This is a genomic window from Flavisolibacter ginsengiterrae DSM 18136 (assembly GCF_059568575.1).
Genome location: NZ_JCANTR010000005.1, coordinates 35,418 through 58,972, shown reverse-complemented (window position 1 = coordinate 58,972; position 23,555 = coordinate 35,418). Strand labels below are relative to the sequence as shown.

The window sequence follows — 23,555 nt, the reverse complement described above, 5'->3', positions numbered from 1 at the left end:
ATAAATAAAGACGCCTGGCTATTGTACCAGGCGTCTTTATTAAAACACCTACATGTTACCTTCGTTTCTTCCACTACCAGTATTTCCTGTCTTTTGAGTTTGAGAACCGGTTCCTTTTCCTGAATGTTGATCAGAACCTGACCGTGAGATATTTCCTTTGCCCTGGCCCTGCTGGCTACTGGAAGTTTGCTGGGATTGCCCGCTTTGATTTCCTTTTTGGGTATCACGTTGGTTACCCATGTTTTTGTTTTGTTCCATAATTAAATCTTTATGGTTTACAATAAATAATATTATCTGCCGGAAAAACAATGCCAATTACTAATCTTGAGCTTGTTGAAAAAATAAAATATTGAGATAGCCTGGAAACCCAAACTTAATGTTCTGCTATAGTATTTTGTAAATTTTAAAATTTTTTAAAGCAAAGAACACCGTTGATCTCGAATTCTACAGTAACTGGAAAAACTTCTGCCTGTTTTTGAGTTGGATACCAGTTACGATTTTCCGGAACTATTATAAACAGCCCCTCATCATCTCCAAGTGCTTTGAAATGAGGGAATGGAGGTTGCTTTTTAAAATAGTCCAATTTGCAATACCTGGTTAATTCTTTTGTCCCGGTCTCTATTGCTTCTTTTTTAAAGACAATCCCTATTTCGCTGAGCGATAATAAATGACTTGAATTAAACACATCACTCGTTGAATTGTTCAGGTCGTGTCGTGCTATTAATTCAACGATATTGCCTGTTGTATCAGAAAAATATATTGAGTGAGCATTCCAGTTTACAAAATTGGCAATTACATTTTGATAGTCTTCCATCCATAATAGTTCTATATGTTTTCTTTCTAACCATTCCTTAGCCTCCACAATCTTATTTGAGGGAATAGTAATGGCAAAATGATAAAATGGATCTGTTAAGCCATGGCTTTTTATAAATTTTAAATGCGATGTTCCAATACCAATAGTACATATATTATTCACTTTCTGAACTGGTAATTCTAATATATTACTATAGTAGGTTGCTATAGCCTCAACATTCAAGGTTTCCAATATTACTTCCCTGATCTTCATACTCTATAATAAAGCCATTAATTTAGTAAATAAATGAACTATGCCCATTTGGTTCCAACCTTACACTCTCGAAAGCGTTCAACAAAGAGGTAAAGGCACAATGGTAGAACATATAGGTATTTCAATTATTGAATTGGGAGAGGATTTCTTGTATGGAACCATGCCTGTTGATCATCGTACAGTGCAACCAATGGGTATATTACATGGTGGAGCTTCTGTGGCATTAGCGGAAACATTGGGAAGTCTTGCTGCCAACCTTGTAGTTGATCCGGAGCAAAAGTCTTGTGTGGGACTCGATATCAATGCCAACCATATAAGCTCAGCAAGCCACGGGCTGGTAATAGGAAAAGCTTCACCAATTCATTTAGGTTCTTCTACCCAGGTATGGCATATAGAAATCACGGATGAGCTAAACCGTTTGGTTTGTGTCAGCCGGCTTACCATGGCGGTGCTGAATAAGGCTCAAATGCAAAGTGGGAAATAGTATACAATAATTTTATTACCCTGGCAGAGGTAGCGTAAAAGAAAATATACTTCCTTTACCGGGTTCACTTTCAATATGCATCTTACCTCCGTGTTTCGCAAGAAATTCTTTACATAGCATCAGGCCTAAACCTGTTCCTGATTCGCTTGCTGTTCCCTTGGTTGTATAGAAGTTATTCTCATTGATTTTTTCTATGGCTTCCCTGCTTATGCCCTGTCCTGAATCCTGTACGAATACTTCAACAAAATAAGAATGCTGGTGAATTCCGATGGCTATACTTCCTTTTTCAGGTGTGAATTTAATGGCATTGGATAACAGGTTACGCAACACAAGATTGATCATATCCCTGTCAGCATATACATGGGTAGCTTCTGAAACCATACTTGCGATGGCAACCTGTTTTGCTTCTGCCTGGAGCCTCAGCAATACGATAACCTCATTGATAAGTTGTGAAAGATCAATCTCCTGGGCGCGAACAGAATCTGCCTGCATTTGAGACTTGGACCATTGCAAAAGATTTTCCATCAGTCCAATAGTATAGTTCAGGTCATTTAATACATCTGGTACCATTGACTTCACTTCTTCTGCCGGAAGATCATATTGTTGCATATTCTGGAAAAGATTACGCATGGCGTACATGGGTGATTTGAGGTCGTGTGAGATCACCGAGAACAACCTGTTCTTAAGTGCATCCAATTGTTTCAGTTCTTTCTTTTGCGATTGTAGCAATTTGGCTTTGTGGCCAATGATCTCTTTTTGTTTTTGGATCTCAAAGTTCTTCTTATGCAGCGCCCTGTTCTGTTTTAATAACCTGACCTGGTATTCCGTATTTTCTTTTTTAATAAGGTACAATCCATAGAATATAAAAACGATTGCCAGGGCCTGGTTGCAGAGATACAGAACTTTATTCTCTAATTCTACCTGGTAGATAAAATCTTTTAAAACAACAGAAAGAATAAAATAACTGACCATTGAAAAAGCAACCGTAAACAACATATAGCCAATATCCTGCAGAAAGAAAACCGATAAAATGCCATAGAGAATGAAATGAAGTTCCATGCCTGCATTCATGCCATTGAGGTAAACAATGCAGGTGAAGAATGGATAGGCAATGAAGTAGGTTAATAATGCAGATTCATAGTTGCGTTTAAAATTCAGAAATAATACAACAATACTGGTGAACGCTGGCAGGCAGGCTATGATCCAGGCTGATGCTGGCAGCTTGTCTGCATGGATCATTCCAATGATTGGGATCAGCGTTCCTGTAAGTAATTGAAAAAAGTTAAGTTGATTAAAAACGGCAAGCTTACGTTTTTCATATTCTCCCATTTCTGAGGCAGAGCCTAATACTTTGATCCTGCTAAGCAATTGAAATGGATAATGAAGAATAGGATCCAGGGTTCTCATAATATCTGCTGCACGCAATTTCTCCTGCAGATACTGGATCTTCTGATACACGATTTCCATAAGGTGGCTGGTTATAAGTAACGGTACGTCAACAAAATAGAGAATATTTTTGATTAACTCAAGCCATTATCACCTTATAATGATTTTCAATTAATTAAGTATGTAATAAACTGTCTACTTATTAAGTGTTTCTTTTTAGCATGTGCCTGGGCTTTAGATTTGGCTTTTCCAGGTTATTGTTAATTCCAGCTTGATTTTCCTTTTGCCTTTCATCTTCCTTCCAATTACCATGATAAGGGAAAAATTCATCCATAGATATCCAGGGAAATTTTTTATACAGGTGGAAAATAGTTCCTTTAGAAAATACTCCATTTGGCATTAACAGCAACATGGCCGATGCCACCAGCAGTACACTCCACCAGGCAAGGGGTTCAGCCCACATGCCCATAAAAGAATCAATTCTTGAACTGGAAGGATGGAAATTTAAATACCGTATACGAACCATTCTTTGCTGAAATGGAATGTCATTGCGCATATGCCCACCCGTATATTGCTTGCCGTTAGCCTCATATTGCAACAGTATGGTGGTTACTTCATAGGGTGTGATCACCTTTGCCATAGTAACCCTCCCGAATAACCATGGTGAAAAATAGAGTGCTAGAATTAATGCGATACTTCCATTGAAATAGAAAAACATCCGGGTCTTACCAAACTGCATTAATAAAAGTTATACCTTAAATTAAAACGAATTCCTTTTCCAATTACTTCAGCCATATAAATTTTCATAGCGTTGTATGGCACAATAATTACATCAACCCTGTTAAAAGAATTTTATGGAGGAAAACAATAGTATCCTTGAAGGACATTCCGACAGTGAAAAAACAGCTTACCTGGGCGCCATTGCTTCAATTGCCACTGCCGACAGGCAGGCTTCAGGGGAAGAATTAGACTATATATCCGGGTTATGCCAGGCAGCCAGCTTATCACCTGAGCAAACGGCGACTGTTCAAAAAGCTGCTACAGACCTGAGTGGTAATGAATTAACTAAAAACCTTAATGTATTAAAAAACAGCGATCTGAAGTTTTCACTGGTTGCTGATTTGATGACCTTTGCAAAGGCGGATAATGATTACAACCAGCAAGAAAATGATAGTATTCATAAAATAGCTGAGTACCTTGGTGTAGATCAGCAACAATTCTCTTTATTGGATCAGTTTGCTGAAAAAGCTACAAGTTCAGAAACTACTCAGAATGATCCACAAAATATTGTCAATGCCTCAGGTATTAAAGACAAACTGGAAAGTGCCGGCATTAACAGCAGTTCCTTATTGAAAGGTCTCATCAGTATAGCTGCACCGATGATTCTTTCAAGGATATTTTCGAGGGGGGCTGGAAACACTTCAGGCGGTATTGGAGGTGGAGGTCTGGGTGGTGCATTAGGTGGAAACCTCGGCGGATTATTAGGTGGAGGCGGATTGGGTTCATTGATCGGGATGTTAAGTGGCGGCAGAGGGCTGGGAAGTGCTGGTGGCTTGTTAGGCAGGATTTTGGGAGGTGGTGGTTTTTAATCTTTTCAATTGGTCTTTCTCAATGCTTTTCAATTTTCTAAATATAAATAACAACAAATGAAAAAAAGCCATGCAAAACTTTTGTTTATGGGTGCCCTTCTATCCATAAGCATGCAATTAACTTCCTGTAAAAGCAAACCCAAGGACAGCGACATTCAAACATCGTTAAATGAAAAAGTACAGGCAGACAGCCGTATGAGTCATGTAACCACCTCTGTAACAGATGGTGTTGTGACACTTACCGGTGATTGCCCGGATGAAGCTTGCCGCACATCGGCAGAGCAGGCAGCCAAGGATGTAAAAGGTGTAAAATCAGTAGTGAACAACATTACAGTTATGCCTGCAGCCCCACCTGTTGAAGTTAGCCCTGATGCAGCGCTGGAGTCAGGTTTGAGAGATGCTACCAAAGATTATCCTGGAGTTACTGCTACTACCAGTAATGGTGAAGTAACATTAACAGGAACGATCGAAAGAAGTAAGCTCCCTAAGCTGATGCAATCCATCAATGGGCTTAACCCCAAAAAAGTAAACAATAAACTTACCATTAAATAAAACACAGCGTTATGGCAGTTCAGGAAAAATATGCAGAGTTAATCAATGCTGCAAAAAGCTCAGGTGTCAATAACCTGCAGGTCAGGGAGGAAAATAATGTCCTTTATATTGACGGACAGGCTCCCAGTGGACAGGTCAAGGATAACCTTTGGAGTATTTATAACAAGTTAGACCCTGATTTTCGTTCAGGCGATGTGGTGCTGGATGTAAATGTAGCAGAAGCTGCTGCAGGTTCTAAAGCTAAAGTAATTACCGAGTCTACAAACCTTAACATTCGAAAGGGGCCCGGAACGGACCAGCCTATTGTTGGTAAGGCTGCCCACAACGAAGTCGTTACCGTTCAAAGCCAGGCAAATGATCAATGGAGCCTGATCAAAACAGATAAAGGTGTTGAGGGATATGTTTACAATCAATACCTGCAACAAGTGTAACATGTAAATGATAGCAATGCTATACAATAAAATTGCCTTCCCTTGGGAAGGCAATTTTATTGTAAACAATATTCTTTTTTAAACTTGTTCGGCGTATTCTTCAGTAGGCAGGCACACACATATCAGGTTCCTGTCTCCATAGGTGTCATTGACCCTGGATACCGATGGCCAGAATTTATTTTCTTTGATCTCTTTCAAAGGGAAGGCAGCCATTTCCCTGGAATAAGGCTTTTTCCATTCGTCAGAGCATACGGTAAACATGGTATGAGGCGCATTACGAAGCATGTTATCCTTCCTGTCAATTTGATTTTCTTCTATCAATGCAATTTCACGGCGAATGCTTAATAATGAATCGCAGAAACGATCCAGTTCATCCTTATCCTCGCTTTCTGTAGGTTCTATCATGATAGTGCCCGGAACAGGGAAGGAGAGTGTTGGTGCATGAAAGCCGTAATCCATTAATCGTTTGGCAACATCTACTGCCTCTACTTCGGCAGATTTTTTAAATGGACGCAAATCAACAATGAATTCATGTGCGCAGGCGCCATAGTGGTTTGTATATAAAATATCAAATTGATCCTTTAGCCTTGCCAACATATAATTGGCATTCAAAATAGCATACTCTGTCGCCAGCTTAACACCATCTGTTCCCAGCATGCGTATGTAAGCATATGAGATCAGCAGGATGGATGCAGAGCCATAAGGCGCAGCTGAAACAGCATGCCCAGCTTTAGTGGTAGAGCCATTCACCTGTCCATTTGCCATAGTAACATGACCTGGAAGGTGAGGAGCAAGGTGCTTCTTAACACAGATAGGTCCCATGCCTGGTCCACCGCCACCATGAGGAATGGCAAAGGTCTTATGAAGATTCAGGTGGCATACATCAGCGCCTATTAATCCGGGTGCTGTCAGGCCCACCTGCGCGTTCATATTGGCGCCGTCCATATATACCTGGCCGCCATGCTGGTGAACTATCCTGGTTATTTCTGTTACGGTTTCTTCATATACGCCGTACGTGGATGGATATGTGATCATGATGCCCGCAAGGTTCGCTGAATGTAGTTCAGCTTTGGCCTTAAGATCTTCTACATCAATATATCCATTTTCCAAAGCTTTCACCACAACTACCTTCATTCCGCTCATTACTGCAGAAGCAGGGTTGGTGCCGTGTGCAGATATTGGGATCAGCATCACATCGCGGTGTGCCTCACCGTTAGCTTTATGAAATGCCTTGATAGTAAGCAATCCTGCGTATTCACCCTGCGCTCCACTATTAGGCTGCAGGCTGCAGGCATCAAATGCTGTGATCTCGCAGAGATAGCGGCTTAATTCTTTTACTATAAAACTGTAGCCTTGCACTTGTTCTGCTGGTGCAAACGGATGCATTTTGCTCCAGTGTGTCCAGCTTAATGGCATCATTTCACTGGCAGCGTTCAGCTTCATGGTACAACTACCTAATGGTATCATTCCGTGTACCAGGGAAAAATCCTTGCTTTCCAGTAATCTGATATAACGCATCATCAGCGTTTCGCTGTGGTGGGTGTTGAAAACCGGGTGCGTGAGGTAATGGGAACTGCGGCTCAAAGGAGCAGGAATAATATCCAGTTGGTCCTCATGCTCCAGTTCATAAGCTACCGGGTCAACGTCGTTCACAAAAGAATTGATGATATCGAAAAGATCTGAAGGTGAAGTGGTTTCATCCAGGGATATCCCAATCATGTTATTGGAATAATACCTGAAGTTGAGTCTTTGTCTTTCAGCTTTTTGCCTGAAGAGAGTTATATCTTCCACTTTGACCACGATGGTATCAAAGAAGTATTCATTAATAACATTATAACCTCTTTCTTCCAGCGCATTGGCCAGGGTTTGGGTTAACAGGGCCACGCGCCTTGCTATATTGCGCAATCCTTCAGGACCATGATATACGGCATACATAGCCGCCATATTGGCCAATAATGCCTGTGCTGTACAAATATTGGAAGTTGCCTTCTCCCGTTTGATATGCTGTTCTCTTGTTTGAAGCGCCATGCGCAGCGCACGGTTTCCCTGGGCATCCACGCTTACCCCAATGATCCTTCCCGGTATGCTTCTTTTAAAATCTTCCTTAGCGGCAAAAAAGGCAGCATGTGGACCTCCATATCCTAATGGAACTCCGAAGCGCTGGGCTGACCCAAGTGCTACATCAGCACCCAGTTCGCCTGGTGGAACCAGAAGTGTAAGTGCCAGCAGGTCCGTTGCCATGGCCACAAATGCGCCTAAGCCATGAACCTTATTGATAAATTCCCTGTAGTCTTCGACAGAACCTTTGTCATTGGGATATTGCACCAATGCTCCGAAATAGCTTTCGTCAAGAACAGCATCCTGGTAATCACCAAAAACCACTTCAATACCTACAGGTAATGCACGCGTAAGAACCACATCTTTGGTTTGTGGAAAGGTATCATTGTCCACGAAAAATTTAGGGCGCTGGATATGGTGCTCTTTATTCAGGGTATTGAAGAACATGGTCATGGCTTCTGCTGCTGCAGTAGCTTCATCAAGAAGGGAAGCATTGGCAAGCGGCAATGCGGTCAGTTCACTCACCACCGTCTGAAAGTTCAACAGGCTTTCCAGCCGGCCCTGGGCTATCTCGGCCTGGTAAGGGGTGTACTGTGTGTACCAGGCTGGATTTTCAAATATATTTCTGAGTATTACAGAAGGTGTGATCGTATCATAATACCCCTGTCCAATGTAATTCTTAAAGATCTGGTTCTTTAAAGAAATTTCTTTTATATGATTCAGGTATTCTGCCTCATTCATGGCAGGAGGCAGCTTCAGGTCACCTTTCATACGGATGGCAGGAGGAACGGTGCGATTAACCAGCTCTTCGAGGCTGCTGACGCCTATGGTTTTCAGCATTTCCCTTGTTTGGCTTTCATTGGGACCAATATGACGGAGCTGAAATTCTTTGGATTGGGCTTCAAAAAGACTCATAGTAGTAATTCTCCTTATAAGGCCGCAAAGGTAATATACTTTGGGGTTTAGGAAACTGACCTTCGTCCATGAAACACCATGCATTCATCGATTTTTAGGCAAAACAAGGCAGCCAATTCTTCAACCCGGCCAAATCTTGTATTTCCTTATACCGCAATTAGTCAAGGGCAGTACGAAAGTTATTTTCCCTCCATGATATTCCATACTTCTCCTATCTATAAACCAAGGTTGTCCCGAGGATATCCTGACTATTATAGCGTCGGCTTATCGTCGGGATATCCCTCCCTATGGTTGGCCTTTACTTTTCTTTAAGGTAGCGTTTACCTATCTGTTAACTTTTGATTTCGGTTCTTTGCAGCGTGCCTGGCGACATTTTACATAACTGGCAGAAAAAAAGCAAGGAAAAGCAGAAGCAATATAAGCAGCTGCTGGACCGTGCTGATAAGAACAAGGTGCTAAAACACCTTCCGGATCTCCATGAAGAGGCTTTTGAAAAGGTGGATTGCCTGCAATGTGCCGCCTGCTGTAAAAATTACTCCCCCCGGTTCAAGACACCTGATGTTAAGCGTATCAGCAGGCATTTGGGAATGAAGGAAAGTAATTTTATAGAAACCTACCTCCGGGTTGACGAAGACGGTGACTTTGTGGTAAAGTCATCCCCTTGTCCTTTCCTGGGATCGGATAACCGGTGCTCTATTTATGAAGAACGTCCATCCGATTGCGCCCGTTTTCCCTATACTGATGAAGATGTAATTATCAAGCGGCCAAAACTTACGCTTACTAATTCCACGTTTTGTCCCATTACCTATTATGTGCTGGAAGGATTACTCCAAAAACTGAAATAATGTTAGGCTTGTTGCGAAAGCTAAAATTCAGGGTTGATAAAGGATTTCGTAACTTTTAGGTACAAATTCCTAACTATATGCCACGTTATGTTATTGAAAGGGAAGTTCCCGGCGCAGGCAAACTTACCCAGGACGAATTGCAAGCCATGGCCCAAAAATCCTGCGATGTGATCAGTGATCTTGGTCCAAGGATTCAGTGGGTGGAAAGCTTTGTTACTGACGACAAGGTGTACTGTGTTTACAATGCTCCCAATAAAGAAATCATTAAACAGCATGCAGAAATGGGCGGATTTCCTGCCAACAGGATCGAAGAGATCAGGAATGTAATAAGCCCTGTGACTGCTGAAAGCCGCGCAACAGTAGATTCGTAATGGAAATGCGAGGAGAAGGTTCCTGGTTTATTTTTTTTCCGTGAGTTCTTCATAAGCCGCGGTAAGTGGCCGGTCAATACCTTGCCCGCTCCATTCAGAAACTCCCGGGATGCTCGTGTTTTTAATGAAATCCTCCTTGCTTACACCTTTTTTGATCTCTGTTTCCGCAAAGGATAAAACCTTACCCAGGTAGTCCTGGAACTTCTTTAAGTCTTCTACGGTTCCTGTTTCTTCCCCGGGATTCAAGGAATGGCCAAAAATGATAATGGTATCCTTATCAGCAATTTTCATGATGGCATCAAGGTCTTTGATCCAACTCGCTATGTTAGCTCCCGCCGACCGGTCAACAAAGGGGTGACGCTTGTTAAACATCAGATCACCCACATGGATAATATTGGCATTTTCAAAATGATACACCGCATCGCCATTGGTATGACCGGGTCCGAAGTAACCGGCTTGTATCTTTTCATCATCCAGTTTTAGTTTCCAGTCTTTGCTAAAAGTCATATCTGGCAGCAGTTGCTTGTCCAGCGTATTATTGGCTTCTGCCACCCTTTTTTGATTGGCCAATGAATTTTCATGTGCCACAACGTGCTGCACCAGGCCTTTATAGGCAATATTGCCCGAGGTGTGGTCGCCATGATGATGTGTATTCAACAAGTATAGAAAGGATGCTGCCTGTTGCTTCTTTAATTCATCAATCAGGTGTTTAGAGGTGTCAGGAAATTGTGCATCAATAACAACAATTCCATTTTTTGATAAAAGAAACCCAATGGTTCCTCCTCTTTCAGTGAAGATGCCAACATTATTTCGCAACATTTTTACCTGGAACTCACCTGTAGAAAATAAGGATGCCATAGCTTTTTGTTGAAATAACAGGCTGGCGGAGGCCAGCAATGCTGAATGATGAAGGAAATGCCTGCGATGCATGGTTTAGGGTTTTGTTTTTACAATATGTACGTAAACAAGCTAACAGGTTTTCACGGGAAAAGTTCAATGCGCTGTCTTAATATTCGAATTTACGTAAACCAGGTGCTTTTATCCATGAAATTATAGCTACCAGTAAGGTCATGGAACCTCCGAAGATCACGGCCGGTACAGCACCCATGATCCTTGCTGTGAAGCCGCTTTCAAACTGTCCAAGTTCATTGGAAGAATTAATGAACATAGAGTTTACAGAGCTTACACGCCCACGCATGGCATCGGGGGTTGTTAGCTGCAAAACGGTGCCACGGATCACAACGCTGATCCCATCCAGCATGCCCGCCATGACAAGTGCCGTGAATGATAACCAATAAAATCGGGAAACCCCAAAAAGAATGATACATATGCCAAAGCCAGCCACTACAAACATTAATATCCTGCCTTGCTTTTTAAGAAGGGGAAAGAAGGTAATGGTGATGATCATAATGATGGAACCAATATCTATAGCAGCATTCAACCAGCCAAAACCAATAGCCCCCACTTTTAAAATGCGGTCTGCAAACTCCGGTATAAGAGCTACAGCGCCACCAAATAGTACTGCAAACAGATCCAGGGATATGGCCCCCAGCAGGATCTTGTGATTGAACACAAATCGCAACCCTTCCTTTACACTGTCCCAGGCTTTAATGGTCAGGTCGGTATGTAGTATGGGTTTCTTTTCTATCCGGGATAAGATAAAGGCAGCTATTAATACATAAGCCAGGATAACATAGAATGTTGAATGCACGCCAATAAATGCTATCAGGAAGCCAGCACTTGCATGCCCGAGTATGGAGGCTGCCAGCCATGAGGTGGAACTGATGCTCGCGGCAAACTGCAGGATATCTCTTGGCACCAGTTGGGCAATAATGGCATTGGAAGTAGGAGCTGCAAATGCCCTGATGATGCCTGTGCAAAATACTATAGCATAGAATAACCATGATAGCTGCGATACGGAAAGATTCCCTTCAATAGATGGAATAGTAATTACAAGCAGGCCCAACACACAGGCAGAATAAGAGAGAATTCCTTTGAGCAGTAAGGTTCGTTTATCGGACCGGTCAACTACATGGCCGGCGTATAAGGCCAGTGAAAACACGGGAATGAATTCTGAAAGACCAACGATGCCTATGGCAAAAGAGCTTTTTGTTAAATGAAACAGTTTGTAGGCAACCACTGTAGCCACCATGCGCAATGCCATGATATAAAAGAAGCGGACAACTATATAATACCTGAACTCTTTTTGATTAAGTGGCGAGAGGCTAAGCGTTTTAAATTCCATGAAGGGGCAAAGATAAAAGAGAACTAAGATTTGGGAGAGTAGGGAATGTCGAACAATAGAACAAGGAATAGCGAATGATGAAGTGGTTACGTTAGGATGAGGAGTCCTTAATTGATCCGATCATATTTTAGAACAAAAACAAATGCTTAATAAACAATTTTCAATGATTCAATTTTCAAGGAGGAGAAAACTTAGATTAATAGGATTATGAAGGATTTTGAGGGTTACTCTATTTAAGCTCCTGGCTCCTGACTCCCGACTATCGACTATCGACTCTCTCAAGGCAGGCTTAGATAATGTTGTCCTTCGGGGTAATCCTTGTCAAGGGCATCGATGATGACCTGAAGATGTTCCGGGTTGCCCAGGAAGTCGGCATTGGAAACGTCAACATAGATGGTCTTAAGATTATGTTGCTTGATATAATGTGTATATGTTTCCTGGATACTGAAAAGATAATCGTCGGGGATCTGTTGTTCGTAAGGACGATTTCTTTTTTTGATATTTTGTTGAAGTTTGGTTACCGGGGCATGCAAATAGATCAGGATCTCAGGTTGAACCAATTGCTGGTACATGATATCAAACAAGCGCTGGTAAAGCCTGAACTCTTCTTCTGACAGGTTGATCTTGGCAAATAAGAGACATTTTGTAAAAAGGTAATCTGAAATGGTAAGGTTTTGAAACAGGTCTTTCTGTTGTATCAGTTCTTTGAGCTGTTTAAAACGTTCAGCCATGAAGAACAACTCCAATGGGAAAGCATATTGTTGGGGGTTCTCGTAAAACTTTGGAAGAAAGGGATTGTCTGCAAATTGTTCCAGCACAAGGCGTGCATTGAAATGCCTTGCCAGCAAATGTGACAAAGTAGTTTTACCGGCACCTATATTTCCTTCAATCGTAATAAATGTGTACTTCATATTATTCGCCCCACAAAGCCCTGGTGGCCATGCATTGAACCCAAGAACGATGGTTTAAAGATCTATCAGGGGTTTTTCAGTTAATCCTGGTCATTGATTGTGGTCTGAGGCGGCAAAATAAAGATTGTTGAAGCATGTGGTCAATTAAATTTATTCACCATCAGGGGGTCCGGACATTCAGCCAGCAATTGAGCAATTGTTTTGTGTAATACTGGGTGATGATAAGCTGGCGCAATATCATTGAGGCATTGAAGGGCAAACCGGCGGTTCTGAATCTCCGGATGTGGAATTTCCAGATGCGGTTCATGAACGATCTCATCTCCATAGAACAGGATATCAATGTCTATTGTGCGTGGTCCATATTTTACATCTCTTTTTCTTCCTAAGCTTTCTTCAATATCTAAAACGGAGCGCAATAATTCTTTTGGAAGCAACCAGGTTTCTATTTTGAGCGCCTGGTTGAGAAACTTTTCCTGGTGAGTTAGGCCCCAGGCCTCGGTTTCATAAATGGCTGAAGCTTCAAGAATAGATCCAGCGTTTTTACCGATGGCCTCTTTGGCGTGCTGTAAATAACCCATCCGGTCTCCCATATTTCCACCTATCAGTAAATAAACTGAATTCATATTTGTTTTATCAATAGGCATCAAATATCTTTTATTTTTGAAAACTGAATGAACCGATATGAGTAGCTTCTTTAAAATGTTCTTTGCTTCCTTGCTTTCCATCATTGTATTTTGCCTTGTTGGAATATTCCTGTTGCTGGCAGTTGTAAGCCAGTTCACTTCCAAAGAGAAACCCGAAGTGGCCAAAAACTCCGTGCTGCTGCTTGACCTGGGACAGCATTTTAAGGAACAACATGAATCGCAGCCATTCAATGCACTTACACAGGAGGGTGATGCTCCCGGGTTGTTTGACGTGGTACGGTTGATCCAAAATGCCAAAACAGATGATGATATTGCAGGTATTTATATAAAGGCCGATAACAATGCCAACAGCTTTGCATCAAGCAATGAGATCCGCAATGCTATCCTTGATTTTAAAAAGTCAAAAAAGTTTGTACTCGCACAAGGGGATGTAATGTCCCAGCAAGCTTATTTTATAGCAAGTGCGGCTGATAAAGTGTATGTCAATCCATCCGGTCAATTGGAGTGGAGTGGTTATAGTGTAACGCTGCCGTTTTTAAAAGGCATGCTGGATAAGCTGGAAATAAAAGCCCAGATATTTTATGCCGGTAAATTTAAAAGTGCCACCGAGATATTCAGGGTGGATAAAATGACCCCCGAGAACAGGTTGCAGACCCTGGAATGGCTGGGTGATATGTATCGTTATTTCCTGGTACAATCAGGTAAGTCAAGGGGTATAGATACAGCCACCTTACACGGACTGGCTAATAACGCCTCCATTCAAACACCCCAGGATGCCGTTGCCCATAAGTTGATAGATGGGATGAAGTATGATGACCAGGTGAAAGATGAGATCAAGAAAAAGCTTGGGATAGGAAAATATGACAAGATGAATGTGCTTCCTTTCAACTCTTACAATGAAAGTGTAAGCCTGAGAAAAACCGGCAGTGACCGCATTGCAGTGATCTATGCCGAAGGAGATATAGTGGATGGAATGGGTTCAAACAATAATATAGGTGGTGATAATTTCCGTAATATCATTAGGAAAGCACGCCTGGATAAATCAATAAAGGGCATTGTTTTAAGAGTGAATTCAGGCGGGGGGAGTGCCCTGGCCAGTGAAAATATCTGGAGGGAATTGCAACTGGCAAAGGAAGATGGAAAGCCTGTGGTGGTAAGTTTTGGTGATGTGGCAGCATCGGGAGGTTATTATATTTCCTGTGGTGCTGACAGCATTTTTGCCAATCCCAATACCATTACCGGATCCATTGGTGTATTTGGTATCATTCCTAACATGGAATCTTTTTTCAAGGATAAACTGGGCGTGACCTTCGATGGAGTGAAAACCGCTCCTTATGCAGATGCTGGTAATGTTTACAGGCCATTGAATGAAACAGAGCAAAAGCTGGTGCAGGCAGGTGTTGACCGTATCTACATGCAGTTCAAGCAAAGAGTGGCGCAGGGAAGAAAAAAAGATATTGCATACATTGATAGTATAGCGCAGGGTAGGGTTTGGAGCGGCGAGGACGCCTTACAATTAGGGCTTGTGGATAAACTGGGTAATTTGCAGGATGCGATTAATTGTGCGTCGCGGATGTCTAAACTGGAGAGTTATGGTATTAAGGAATTTCCCGAAAGACAAAGCTGGATCAATGAAATTCTCAATAAAAAGAAATCAGGGCCGGAAGCCCTGGTAAAGCAGCAGGTCGGAGAAGAAAACTTCAGGATCTACCAGCAACTGGTCCGCATCAAGGAAATGACCGGGTCAGTACAGGCAAGGCTGCCTTTTGATTTCATTACACATTAATACTACTTTTGCTGCGCTTATTTAAGGGATCTACAACAGCGTAACCGGTGAATAAAAGCAAGTTTTGCAAGTCTGCCAGGATATGCTTATGGATTTAGTGAATAATGTGAACTCTTGATAACAAGCATTTTTACACTGTTACATGCCACAACCTTATAGCCAGGCCAGGGCCATGCTGGCCATCACAAAGGCAAGCCTGAAAGCCACTTTCAGAAGCCCGCAATCGATTTTTTTCAGTTTATTCTTTCCCATTGTCCTGATATGGATATTCGGATCATTGGGTGGCAATGGAATTCCCAAAGTGGATGTAGCATGGGAAAAAGGTGCTGACAGCAATAACCTTGTATCAAAGGCCCTTTTATATAATCCTGTACTTCATTTTGTGGATGAAAAAAAGAAAGATGTAGAGGATGAACTAAGAAAGGGAAGGGTGACGGCTGTGATCAACGTAACACGGCACCGGGACACGGCACAACATGCACCCTACGATATTCACCTGCGTACTTCGCCGGCTGCTCAAAAGGATTTTGGCCTTTTGATTTCAGCGCTGAATTCAAGCATTACCGGGATTGATAGTATGACCTACCCCAACAGGCCTACTATGGCCACTGTTAGCCAGACAATGGTTGAGGGTGGAAGAAGATACAGGATGATCGATTTCTTTTTACCGGGCATGATAGGATTTTCATTGATTGGTGCGGCGGTGTTTGGTATAGCTTTCAGCTTTTACTCGTTAAGGGAAACGCTGGTGCTTAAACGCATGTATTCCACACCAGTGAAAAAACAATACATCATTCTTGGTGAAAGCCTGGCCAAAGTGATTTTCCAGTTGATGACGGTAGTGGTGTTGATCGCCTTTGGTTATTATGTTTATCATTTTACGCTGGCCAATGGATTTTTTACCTTCCTGGATATGATCTTCCTGAGCTTTTTGGCATTACTGGTATTTATGGGTTTTGGTTTTTTTATAACGGGTATTGCAAAGAATCAAAACGTCATTCCTATATATGCGAACCTGTTCATGTTCCCTCAATATTTTTTATCCGGGACATTTTTTTCAAAATCCGCGCTTCCGGCATTCCTCCAACCCATTATACAGTTTCTGCCATTGACAGCTCTCAATGACGCCATGCGCAATGTGGCTTTTGAAGGGGCTTCATTGTCAAGCTGCTGGCCACAGATATTGATCCTTACCGTTTGGGGAATATTTATATATGCAATCACGGCGAGAGTTTTTCGCTGGGAATAAATTACCTATTGTGCAACTGATAAAACTCGGCTTAATAAGTTTCTTTTTTTTGTTCCTGGTCATTACAGGTATCTCATTGCTCATTCCTTCGCATATCAGGCTTTCAAAAGCTATCAATATGGGGGGTACCAATGAGTCGATCCTTTATTATGTTCGAAACAAAAATACATGGCCTCAATGGCACCCTGCTTTTATGCAGGATAGTACCAAACGCAATAAAAACCTTGTGATTACGCCACAACTGGATAATGATTCAGAAGTAGCCTACCAGATGCAGCAACCGGGAACAAGACCCTTGATCAGTGGATGGAAGGTTTACCATCATGCTTCTACAGATTCGCTTACACTGCAGTGGTATATGGATTTTCATTTACCCTGGTATCCATGGCAAAAATTCGGCAGCCTGCTTTATGAAGGTACTTATGGGAGGATGATGGAGCAGGGACTAAATAATTTGAAGAAGCTTTCCAATAATTAGTACAGAAGGTATATTCATTTTCATAGAAAGCAGTAATTTAACTGAAGATTCTTCATTTAAACTGCTTTTATATGATTGAACACTCTGCTATTTCCAGGAGACATAGGCATGTTTCCTTACTCTTGCTATTTCAATGTTTTTCTATGCTGATGTGGGCCCAGGTGCGGATCAGTGGTAAAGTGACCAATGAAGAGAACAAGGGTATCCCTGACATCTCTGTTACTGTTCGCAACACCAGTTTGGGCACTGCTACAGATGCTTCAGGTAATTATTCTTTTCAGTCCAATTTAAAGCCCGGTCTCTACGAGCTTATCTTTTCGGGTGTGGGATTTAAAGGTGCCACAAAATCGGTGCAAGTGGGTAGCGACGGCTCCTATACCGCAGATGCACAGTTGACACAGGATTTCCTGAAGATGGATGAAGTGGTGGTTACAGGTACTTCCCAGGGTACTACGCGACGACAGTTGGGAAGTTATATAAGCACTGTTAAAGCTGACGAGTTAACAAAAGGTGCTACCAGCAATGTTTTGGCAGCATTGCAGGGAAAGACAGCGGGTGCCCAGATCATACAGAACAACGGAGATCCTGGTGGTGGTATTTCTGTAAGGTTGAGAGGTATCAGTTCTATCAGCAGCTCTTCTGAACCGCTATACATTGTTGATGGGATCATCGTGAACAATGCGACGACGCGGGTTACCAATACTTCGGGAAACTATGATGGACAGAATTTCGTTGGAACCATAGGACAAAACAGGCTGGCAGATATCAATCCTGCCGATATTGAAAGAATTGAAGTTTTGAATGGTGCTGCTGCGGCAGCCATCTATGGATCAAGGGCCAATGCCGGCGTAGTCCAGATCTTTACCAAGCGTGGAAGCGCAGGCACCTCGGTGGTAAGTTTTTCTACCAGCATCATGCGTAATGAACTTAGGAAAAAAGTTCCGGTGAATAACTCACCAGTTAAATTTGGCGGCTCGCCGGATGTTTTTACACAGGATGTGATCGCAACCCCGTTACAAACAACTACAACCCCAGTCAATCGTTACGATTACCAGGATTATATATTCAGGAAAGGTATAGGCACCGATAATAACGTTTCTGTAAGCGGTGGAAGGGACAGGACAAAGTATTATGTTTCGGGTTCCTATTTCTATAACCAGGGCATCGTTAGAAATACAGATTTTAAAAGATACAGTTTCAGGAGTAACCTGGACCAGGCTCTGAATGATAAGATCAGTTTTACCCTGGGACTGAACTATATCAATAGCAGTTCCAATGAAAAGCCTGATGGCAACTCTTTCTTTTCTCCATTGAACTCCATTAATATCATTGGAAACTTCCACGACATATTTGCGCGGGATGCATTAGGTAATATTAAGGCTGTAGGTGAAAGACAAAGGGTGAATCCTGTTTCTGTTATCGAAGATATCAGGCAACGCGAGGAAACTAACCGGATACTTGCCAATGCAGGATTAAAGATCAAGCCTTTTAGAAATTTTACTATTGACTACACCATGGGTATTGATAATTATACCCAGAATGGTAAAACATTTATTCCACCGTTTGCCTACCCGGTGAATACTGGTTTTTATGGAGGTGGTATTAGTCTTGACCCTGCCCAGAATGGTTATGCCAGTACTGCCACCAGCAATTACTTCCAGATCAATAATGAGCTAAATGGTACCTACAACCTTGATATAACGAAAGATCTTGCTTCTACTACGCAGGTTGGTTACTCTTTGCAATATGAAAAATCTACCTATTCCTTGTTGCAGGGTAGAGGGTTGGCACCATTTGTAGAAACAGTTAACGGGGCCAGTACTTCATTACCATCAACAGATGCCCGTGGGGAGTTATCTATCTCAGGTGGTTATTTGCAGCAAAACTTTAAATACAAGAATCATTTGTTTCTTACAGGCGCCGTCAGGGTGGATGGTTCCTCTGTTTTCGGACAGGATGAACGCAACCAGGTGTACCTGAAAGGAAGTGGCAGCTATATGATATCAGGTACAGATTTCTGGGCTAATTCAGGATTCAATAAATGGTGGGATCTTTTGAAGCTCAGGGCGGCTTATGGCCAATCGGGTAACCTTACAGGTATAGGCGCGTATGATCGGTTCAATAGTTACTCCAGCATTGCCTTTTTAGGAAAAACATCCTTTTTCTCCAGTTCTACTCTCGCTAATACACATGTAAAGCCGGAGCGCCAGCAGGAAACAGAGCTAGGTGTTGATATGGCTTTTTTAAACAATCGTTTTGGATTGCAGTTCAATTATTACATCAAAAAGGTTAGTGATCTTTTGATCAACAGGGTAATAGCACCGACTACAGGTTTCTCCAATTTGTTGGACAACTTTGGTTCGCTGGAGAACAAAGGATTTGAAGTGGTTGTAAATGTTGCACCCGTAAGAAAGACCGATCTGCATTGGGATATCACAGGTATTTTTAATCATAACCGTAATAAAGCAGTAAAGATCGGCCAGGCATTGACCTTGTTGAGCACCAATGGTGGCGCACCTGTGGCTATATTAGAAGGTCAGCCTATTGGAGTATTCTATGGTACTTTCTTCGCTGTTGACGGCAATGGTAACCAGATCAAGAATCCAACAGGAATACCTCTCACAGAAAGAGGAATTCAAAATTCTCCCCTTCAATACACTCCGCAGCGCGATGCTAATGGCCTGCCTTCAACAACAGGTACAGTAGTATTAAGAAAAGTGATCGGTGATCCCAATCCTGATTATACGGCAAGCCTGGTAAACGAAGTAGGATATAAGAAATTGAGCCTGCGCGTACAGTTGGATGCTGTGCAGGGTGTAGATGTATTCAATGCTGACTGGCGCACACGGCAGGGGGTAGGTAATGGAAAGGTTGCAGAACAGGAACAAAAAGGCGAGATTCCTAGAGGCTATGTGATAGGCGTTTACGGAATTGAAGAATGGCGTATTGATGATGGATCTTTTGTAAAACTCCGCGAAGTTTCACTGGGTTACTCCTTTGGAAAGATCAAAAACATTTTCCAGGACCTTTCTGTTTCATTAAGCGGAAGAAATCTTATTTCATGGGATAATTACAAAGGTTATGATCCTGAAGTAAATGCAGGGGGGCAAAGCACTATTTTACGGGGAATTGATTTTGGTGCTGTACCTATTCCACGTACCTATAGTTTTGGTATTCAAGCCAAATTTTAATTCTAAATCAATTGAAAATGCTACAGAAACACTCAACATATTTTTATTCAGTACTGCTATTGTCAGTATTGTCGATCACTTCCTGTAAGAAGGATTACTCGGACCCTTCAAGGGCCACAGACGACAAGGTTTTAAACTCACCCAGCGGTTTGACAGGTGTTGCAGTTGGATTGCAACGCACGTATTCACTGGGTCGAGGCAGCTCTCTTTACAATATAGTATCCACCAATGGATTGGTAACGAAAGAGCTGGTCTTGCTAAACCCGGGCAATTTGCCCGAATACCAATTGGTACAGGGTGGTGCTCAGGTGGATGGTACCAATACAATGTTGGCAGGACTTTGGACCACCAGTAATAAGATCATTTATGATGCGGACAATGTGATCAATAAAGCTTCAGGATTGGCAGATAAAAATTACGCCAGTGGCCTGATCGGCTATGCTTCCATTTTTAAAGCTCTGTCCCTGGGTGCTTTATCCATGTTCTGGGAAAAGATCCCTGCGGGTATAGGACAAAATGTTGGTTTTATTACAAGGATGGAAGGGTATGCAAAAGCTATTAAAGTGATAGATGATGCATTGGCAGCCATCAATGCCAATCCTATCAGCACTTCATTTACATCCAGCATACCTGCAGGTATTGATATTGTTAACACACTGCAGGCACTCAAAGCCAGGTATTCACTATTTAGTGGTAATTACACCCAGGCATTAACAGCGGCTAACGCCGTGGATCTGACCAAAAAATCAGTTCTTAATTTTGAAGCTGCCAATCCCAATCCAATTTATGATGTGGCAGGATCAAATTTCAATGTATACCAGCCTGCAGGTCCTGATATGGGATTGCCAACTGGCCTGCAACCTGATGCCGCAGATATGCGTATTCCTTTTTACATGGTACCCAGTGGCTCTACTGCCACGCCATATGCCATGAAAGGATTTGCTGCTGCCACTACAACACCTTTCCCCATATACCTTCCCGGCGAGATAACACTTATCAAGGCAGAGGCTTATGCCAGGATGAATCCACCTGACCTGACCAATGCCCTGGCCGAGTTAAACAAGGTGGTAACAAAAACACCAGCGAGCGATCCATTTGGAGTTGGTGCCGGTCTTCCTCCGTTAACAGGTCCTTACACCCAGGCAGAAATTCTTGACCTGATCTATAAGTTCAGAAGCATTGAATTGTATATGTCGGGTCTTAGGATTGAGGATGAGCGCCGTTTCAACAGGCCAAATGCAGAAAGAACACGAAACCTGATGCCTTATCCTTTCAGGGAAAGGGATAATAATCCTTCCTTGAATTTTCCGGATCCCAGCTTTTGATGAATAAGATTGGTTAAATATCATAGGTTGCTTTCGGGCAACCTTTTTTATTTGTACTTTATTTTATGAATGCTGCAACGCTTTTGTAAACAGTGTTGTCAAGGCATCGTATAGCTATTCATGGACCATTATGCATTGGTAAAAGACTGTTTAAAAGGGAAACCTGCCGCGCAAAGAGAATTGTATGATCAATTTGCGGGGTTAATGCTTAGCGTTTGTTATCGCTATACCAAGTCTATGGCCGATGCGGAGGATGTATTGCAGGAAGGATTTGTAAAAGTTTTCCTGAATCTCCATCAATATAAATTCAAGGGTGAATTGGGTGGCTGGATCAGGAGGATCATGGTGACTACCGCCATTAATTATTTAAAACGCAATGCCAGGTACCAATCTGAGCTCGTTTTCACTGAGGATCATTTGCATGTGGTGAATAATGAACAGCACCCGGAAGTGAAACTTCAGGCAAAGGAATTAGCAGACCTCATCCGGCAATTACCTCCCGGCTACCAGGCAATTTTCAATTTATACGCGGTGGAAGGTTATTCTCATGTTGAGATAGGAAAAATGTTGGGTATCAGGGAAAGTACTTCCAGGTCTCAATATGCCCGTGCCCGCGCTTTATTGATTCAATGGATAGAACAAACGAATAACGATATAAAAAAGACGGTGTATGCCAAATAATTTTGAAAAACAGGTGAAGGAAAAAATGGACGAATTGCAATTCGTTCCAACGGCGCCTGTTTGGGAGCATATCGAAAAGCAGATCCGTGCAAAAAAGGACAGGAGAAGGTTCTTTTTATGGCTGCCGTTAGTCTTACTGCTTACGGGGACTGGCACCTGGTTGTTACATAACAGGCAATTTAATAAAGAAATAAGCCAAAAGGTTGGTGTACAAAACCCTAAAGAAATTGGAACAAGACCGGGGTATAATAACGAAACCATTAAAGAAAATAACCAGGAAGAAAATAAACATTTTAAAAGCGCCGCTGCACCAACAATCAATAACTTCAAAAAAATTACTGTTGCAAACAGTCCCAGGCGATCATATTCTGAACATGCTCCAACAATAAATGGTATTACAACCAGGCAGGTATCTAAAGCGATATCCCATCCAAAGCAGGCTAATGAATTATTAAAAGAGCAGGAACCTGCTATTGAAATAAATGAAACAGAAATTGATTCCAGGCCACCTGTTCCATTCATTCCTGGGCGCCCATTATATAATCCTGAGTTTATCTTAATAGTGGACAGCGTTAAGGCAAGGCATGTAATACCAGGACCAGGAAATGTTATGGATAGTCCTATTGTGAAAGTAAAAAAAGATCAGGAGCATCATTGGCAAATAGGGATCAATGCGAGTGCAGGTTATTCTGGAATCAGTAAAAGTTTTGATGTTATTCCTGCTTCATTGCAGGCAGATGTGGGCTCTGTTTCCGGTTCCTATAACAGTAACGGATACAGTCCCGCGCGGGTAAATAAAAACCATGCTTATGCCATTGGTGTTCAGGCCAGGAGGAATATAACGCGGCGTCTTTCTATTGAATTGGGAATTAATTACCGTTATTACAGCACCCAGGTAAAGGTGGGTCAAAAATTACAGGATACACTTATTGGATTGAATAATAGCGTGAGCCGATCATATATGGGATATGGCCCCGTTTTACAGAACTATTCCAATCAATACCATTTCTTATCTCTCCCGGTTTCCCTGATGTGGAAAACAGGTGCCCATATACCGCTTTACCTTGAGGGCAGTTTTTCCTTGCAGCAAATGGTACATACCAATGGTTTGATTTTTAATGGAAGGACAGGAAATTATTATACTGATCAATCCGCCTATAATAAAACACAGTTTATGACCGGCCTGGGACTTTCCTACGGGTTGCTGCACTCATCTTTATTTCTTGGACCACAGGCGCATTTTGGACTCCGCAATATGGAAAAGAATGGATCATCCAATCATTTGGTCTATGCGGGTTTGCAGGCCCGGTACTTTTTTAAAAATAAATAATAACCAAAGCAACGGTAT

The 23,555-nt window shown here is 42.1% G+C and carries 22 protein-coding genes; 13 read left to right on the top strand and 9 right to left on the bottom strand.

Translation table 11 applies throughout. The annotated features are described in order from the left end of the window. Window positions 1-48: 48 nt before the first annotated feature. Window positions 49-258, bottom strand: coding sequence for a hypothetical protein (locus BP74_RS07190; RefSeq protein ID WP_496372535.1), 210 nt, complete (start codon window positions 256-258; stop codon window positions 49-51). A gap of 145 nt (window positions 259-403) precedes the next feature. Next, entirely contained in the window at window positions 404-1,066 is a 663-nt protein-coding gene (locus BP74_RS07185; protein WP_496372533.1) for a VOC family protein, read from the bottom strand. A 40-nt stretch (window positions 1,067-1,106) separates the two neighbouring features. Between BP74_RS07185 and BP74_RS07180 the strand changes: the two genes are divergently transcribed. Beyond that, complete coding sequence (locus BP74_RS07180) at window positions 1,107-1,550, top strand: hotdog fold thioesterase (RefSeq protein WP_496372531.1); 444 nt, start codon at window positions 1,107-1,109, stop codon at window positions 1,548-1,550. A gap of 15 nt (window positions 1,551-1,565) precedes the next feature. Here the strand turns inward: BP74_RS07180 and BP74_RS07175 are convergent, their stop codons facing one another. Together BP74_RS07175 and BP74_RS07170 are read right to left on the bottom strand one after the other, a co-directional pair. Beyond that, window positions 1,566-3,017 carry a sensor histidine kinase gene (locus tag BP74_RS07175; protein WP_496372529.1) on the bottom strand — a complete coding sequence of 484 codons (1,452 nt, stop codon included), beginning with the start codon at window positions 3,015-3,017 and terminating at the stop codon, window positions 1,566-1,568. Between the two features lie 121 nt (window positions 3,018-3,138). Further along, window positions 3,139-3,675: a hypothetical protein gene (locus BP74_RS07170; protein WP_496372527.1), complete on the bottom strand. Its 537-nt coding sequence runs from the start codon at window positions 3,673-3,675 to the stop codon at window positions 3,139-3,141. A 115-nt stretch (window positions 3,676-3,790) separates the two neighbouring features. Here BP74_RS07170 and BP74_RS07165 point away from each other — a divergent pair, with 115 nt between their 5' ends. The 3 genes from BP74_RS07165 to BP74_RS07155 are packed head-to-tail and all read left to right on the top strand — an operon-like array spanning window position 3,791 to window position 5,508. Then, window positions 3,791-4,525, top strand: a complete 735-nt coding sequence (locus BP74_RS07165; protein WP_496372525.1) for a TerB family tellurite resistance protein — start codon at window positions 3,791-3,793, stop codon at window positions 4,523-4,525. A gap of 57 nt (window positions 4,526-4,582) precedes the next feature. After that, on the top strand, window positions 4,583-5,077 hold the full coding sequence (locus BP74_RS07160; protein ID WP_496372523.1) for a BON domain-containing protein: 495 nt from the start codon (window positions 4,583-4,585) through the stop codon (window positions 5,075-5,077). A gap of 11 nt (window positions 5,078-5,088) precedes the next feature. After that, a complete protein-coding gene (locus tag BP74_RS07155; RefSeq protein WP_072836320.1) occupies window positions 5,089-5,508 on the top strand; it encodes an SH3 domain-containing protein in 420 nt (139 codons plus the stop codon). A gap of 78 nt (window positions 5,509-5,586) precedes the next feature. On the opposite strand, the gene gcvP is transcribed toward BP74_RS07155, so the two are convergent. Beyond that, complete coding sequence (gene gcvP / locus BP74_RS07150; RefSeq protein WP_496372521.1) at window positions 5,587-8,481, bottom strand: aminomethyl-transferring glycine dehydrogenase; 2,895 nt, start codon at window positions 8,479-8,481, stop codon at window positions 5,587-5,589. Window positions 8,482-8,819: 338 nt separating this feature from the next. On the opposite strand from gcvP, the gene BP74_RS07145 reads away from it, so the two are divergent. Both BP74_RS07145 and BP74_RS07140 read left to right on the top strand, forming a co-directional pair. Further along, on the top strand, window positions 8,820-9,326 hold the full coding sequence (locus tag BP74_RS07145; protein ID WP_496372519.1) for a YkgJ family cysteine cluster protein: 507 nt from the start codon (window positions 8,820-8,822) through the stop codon (window positions 9,324-9,326). 77 nt (window positions 9,327-9,403) lie between these two features. Then, complete coding sequence (locus tag BP74_RS07140; RefSeq protein ID WP_496372517.1) at window positions 9,404-9,697, top strand: DUF4242 domain-containing protein; 294 nt, start codon at window positions 9,404-9,406, stop codon at window positions 9,695-9,697. 27 nt (window positions 9,698-9,724) lie between these two features. Here the strand turns inward: BP74_RS07140 and BP74_RS07135 are convergent, their stop codons facing one another. The 4 genes from BP74_RS07135 to folK all read right to left on the bottom strand — a co-directional run bounded on the left by BP74_RS07135 (window position 9,725) and on the right by folK (window position 13,476). Further along, entirely contained in the window at window positions 9,725-10,627 is a 903-nt protein-coding gene (locus BP74_RS07135) for an MBL fold metallo-hydrolase (protein WP_496372515.1), read from the bottom strand. A gap of 76 nt (window positions 10,628-10,703) precedes the next feature. Beyond that, the gene (locus BP74_RS07130) at window positions 10,704-11,942 is read right to left on the bottom strand and encodes an MFS transporter (protein WP_496372513.1); all 1,239 of its coding nucleotides are present in this window, start codon (window positions 11,940-11,942) and stop codon (window positions 10,704-10,706) included. A 278-nt stretch (window positions 11,943-12,220) separates the two neighbouring features. Beyond that, window positions 12,221-12,853: a deoxynucleoside kinase gene (locus BP74_RS07125; protein ID WP_496372511.1), complete on the bottom strand. Its 633-nt coding sequence runs from the start codon at window positions 12,851-12,853 to the stop codon at window positions 12,221-12,223. 140 nt (window positions 12,854-12,993) lie between these two features. Beyond that, entirely contained in the window at window positions 12,994-13,476 is a 483-nt protein-coding gene (gene folK / locus BP74_RS07120; protein ID WP_496372509.1) for a 2-amino-4-hydroxy-6-hydroxymethyldihydropteridine diphosphokinase, read from the bottom strand. 58 nt (window positions 13,477-13,534) lie between these two features. On the opposite strand from folK, the gene sppA reads away from it, so the two are divergent. The 7 genes from sppA to BP74_RS07085 all read left to right on the top strand — a co-directional run bounded on the left by sppA (window position 13,535) and on the right by BP74_RS07085 (window position 23,537). Then, window positions 13,535-15,283: a signal peptide peptidase SppA gene (gene sppA, locus BP74_RS07115; protein WP_496372507.1), complete on the top strand. Its 1,749-nt coding sequence runs from the start codon at window positions 13,535-13,537 to the stop codon at window positions 15,281-15,283. A gap of 142 nt (window positions 15,284-15,425) precedes the next feature. Beyond that, the gene (locus BP74_RS07110; RefSeq protein WP_496372505.1) at window positions 15,426-16,532 is read left to right on the top strand and encodes an ABC transporter permease; all 1,107 of its coding nucleotides are present in this window, start codon (window positions 15,426-15,428) and stop codon (window positions 16,530-16,532) included. Window positions 16,533-16,542: 10 nt separating this feature from the next. Then, window positions 16,543-17,010, top strand: a complete 468-nt coding sequence (locus BP74_RS07105) for an SRPBCC family protein (protein ID WP_496372503.1) — start codon at window positions 16,543-16,545, stop codon at window positions 17,008-17,010. A 71-nt stretch (window positions 17,011-17,081) separates the two neighbouring features. Further along, window positions 17,082-20,201: a SusC/RagA family TonB-linked outer membrane protein gene (locus BP74_RS07100; RefSeq protein WP_496372501.1), complete on the top strand. Its 3,120-nt coding sequence runs from the start codon at window positions 17,082-17,084 to the stop codon at window positions 20,199-20,201. 17 nt (window positions 20,202-20,218) lie between these two features. After that, window positions 20,219-21,526 carry a RagB/SusD family nutrient uptake outer membrane protein gene (locus BP74_RS07095; RefSeq protein WP_496372499.1) on the top strand — a complete coding sequence of 436 codons (1,308 nt, stop codon included), beginning with the start codon at window positions 20,219-20,221 and terminating at the stop codon, window positions 21,524-21,526. Window positions 21,527-21,646: 120 nt separating this feature from the next. Continuing rightward, entirely contained in the window at window positions 21,647-22,207 is a 561-nt protein-coding gene (locus BP74_RS07090; protein WP_496372497.1) for an RNA polymerase sigma factor, read from the top strand. Beyond that, window positions 22,197-23,537 carry a hypothetical protein gene (locus BP74_RS07085; RefSeq protein ID WP_496372495.1) on the top strand — a complete coding sequence of 447 codons (1,341 nt, stop codon included), beginning with the start codon at window positions 22,197-22,199 and terminating at the stop codon, window positions 23,535-23,537. Before BP74_RS07090 ends, BP74_RS07085 begins: the two co-directional genes overlap by 11 nt. Window positions 23,538-23,555: the final 18 nt, after the last annotated feature.

Coding starts and splice junctions, on each gene's coding strand:
- BP74_RS07125 (WP_496372511.1), bottom strand. CDS start 12,853: ATGAAGTACACATTTATTACGATTGAAGGAAATATAGGTGCCGGTAAA.
- folK (WP_496372509.1), bottom strand. CDS start 13,476: ATGAATTCAGTTTATTTACTGATAGGTGGAAATATGGGAGACCGGATG.
- BP74_RS07095 (WP_496372499.1), top strand. CDS start 20,219: ATGCTACAGAAACACTCAACATATTTTTATTCAGTACTGCTATTGTCA.
- BP74_RS07175 (WP_496372529.1), bottom strand. CDS start 3,017: ATGGAAATCGTGTATCAGAAGATCCAGTATCTGCAGGAGAAATTGCGT.
- BP74_RS07135 (WP_496372515.1), bottom strand. CDS start 10,627: ATGCATCGCAGGCATTTCCTTCATCATTCAGCATTGCTGGCCTCCGCC.
- gcvP (WP_496372521.1), bottom strand. CDS start 8,481: ATGAGTCTTTTTGAAGCCCAATCCAAAGAATTTCAGCTCCGTCATATT.
- BP74_RS07085 (WP_496372495.1), top strand. CDS start 22,197: ATGCCAAATAATTTTGAAAAACAGGTGAAGGAAAAAATGGACGAATTG.
- BP74_RS07160 (WP_496372523.1), top strand. CDS start 4,583: ATGAAAAAAAGCCATGCAAAACTTTTGTTTATGGGTGCCCTTCTATCC.
- BP74_RS07090 (WP_496372497.1), top strand. CDS start 21,647: ATGGACCATTATGCATTGGTAAAAGACTGTTTAAAAGGGAAACCTGCC.
- BP74_RS07170 (WP_496372527.1), bottom strand. CDS start 3,675: ATGCAGTTTGGTAAGACCCGGATGTTTTTCTATTTCAATGGAAGTATC.
- sppA (WP_496372507.1), top strand. CDS start 13,535: ATGAGTAGCTTCTTTAAAATGTTCTTTGCTTCCTTGCTTTCCATCATT.
- BP74_RS07140 (WP_496372517.1), top strand. CDS start 9,404: ATGCCACGTTATGTTATTGAAAGGGAAGTTCCCGGCGCAGGCAAACTT.
- BP74_RS07180 (WP_496372531.1), top strand. CDS start 1,107: ATGCCCATTTGGTTCCAACCTTACACTCTCGAAAGCGTTCAACAAAGA.
- BP74_RS07185 (WP_496372533.1), bottom strand. CDS start 1,066: ATGAAGATCAGGGAAGTAATATTGGAAACCTTGAATGTTGAGGCTATA.
- BP74_RS07110 (WP_496372505.1), top strand. CDS start 15,426: ATGCCACAACCTTATAGCCAGGCCAGGGCCATGCTGGCCATCACAAAG.
- BP74_RS07190 (WP_496372535.1), bottom strand. CDS start 258: ATGGAACAAAACAAAAACATGGGTAACCAACGTGATACCCAAAAAGGA.
- BP74_RS07165 (WP_496372525.1), top strand. CDS start 3,791: ATGGAGGAAAACAATAGTATCCTTGAAGGACATTCCGACAGTGAAAAA.
- BP74_RS07130 (WP_496372513.1), bottom strand. CDS start 11,942: ATGGAATTTAAAACGCTTAGCCTCTCGCCACTTAATCAAAAAGAGTTC.
- BP74_RS07100 (WP_496372501.1), top strand. CDS start 17,082: ATGATTGAACACTCTGCTATTTCCAGGAGACATAGGCATGTTTCCTTA.
- BP74_RS07155 (WP_072836320.1), top strand. CDS start 5,089: ATGGCAGTTCAGGAAAAATATGCAGAGTTAATCAATGCTGCAAAAAGC.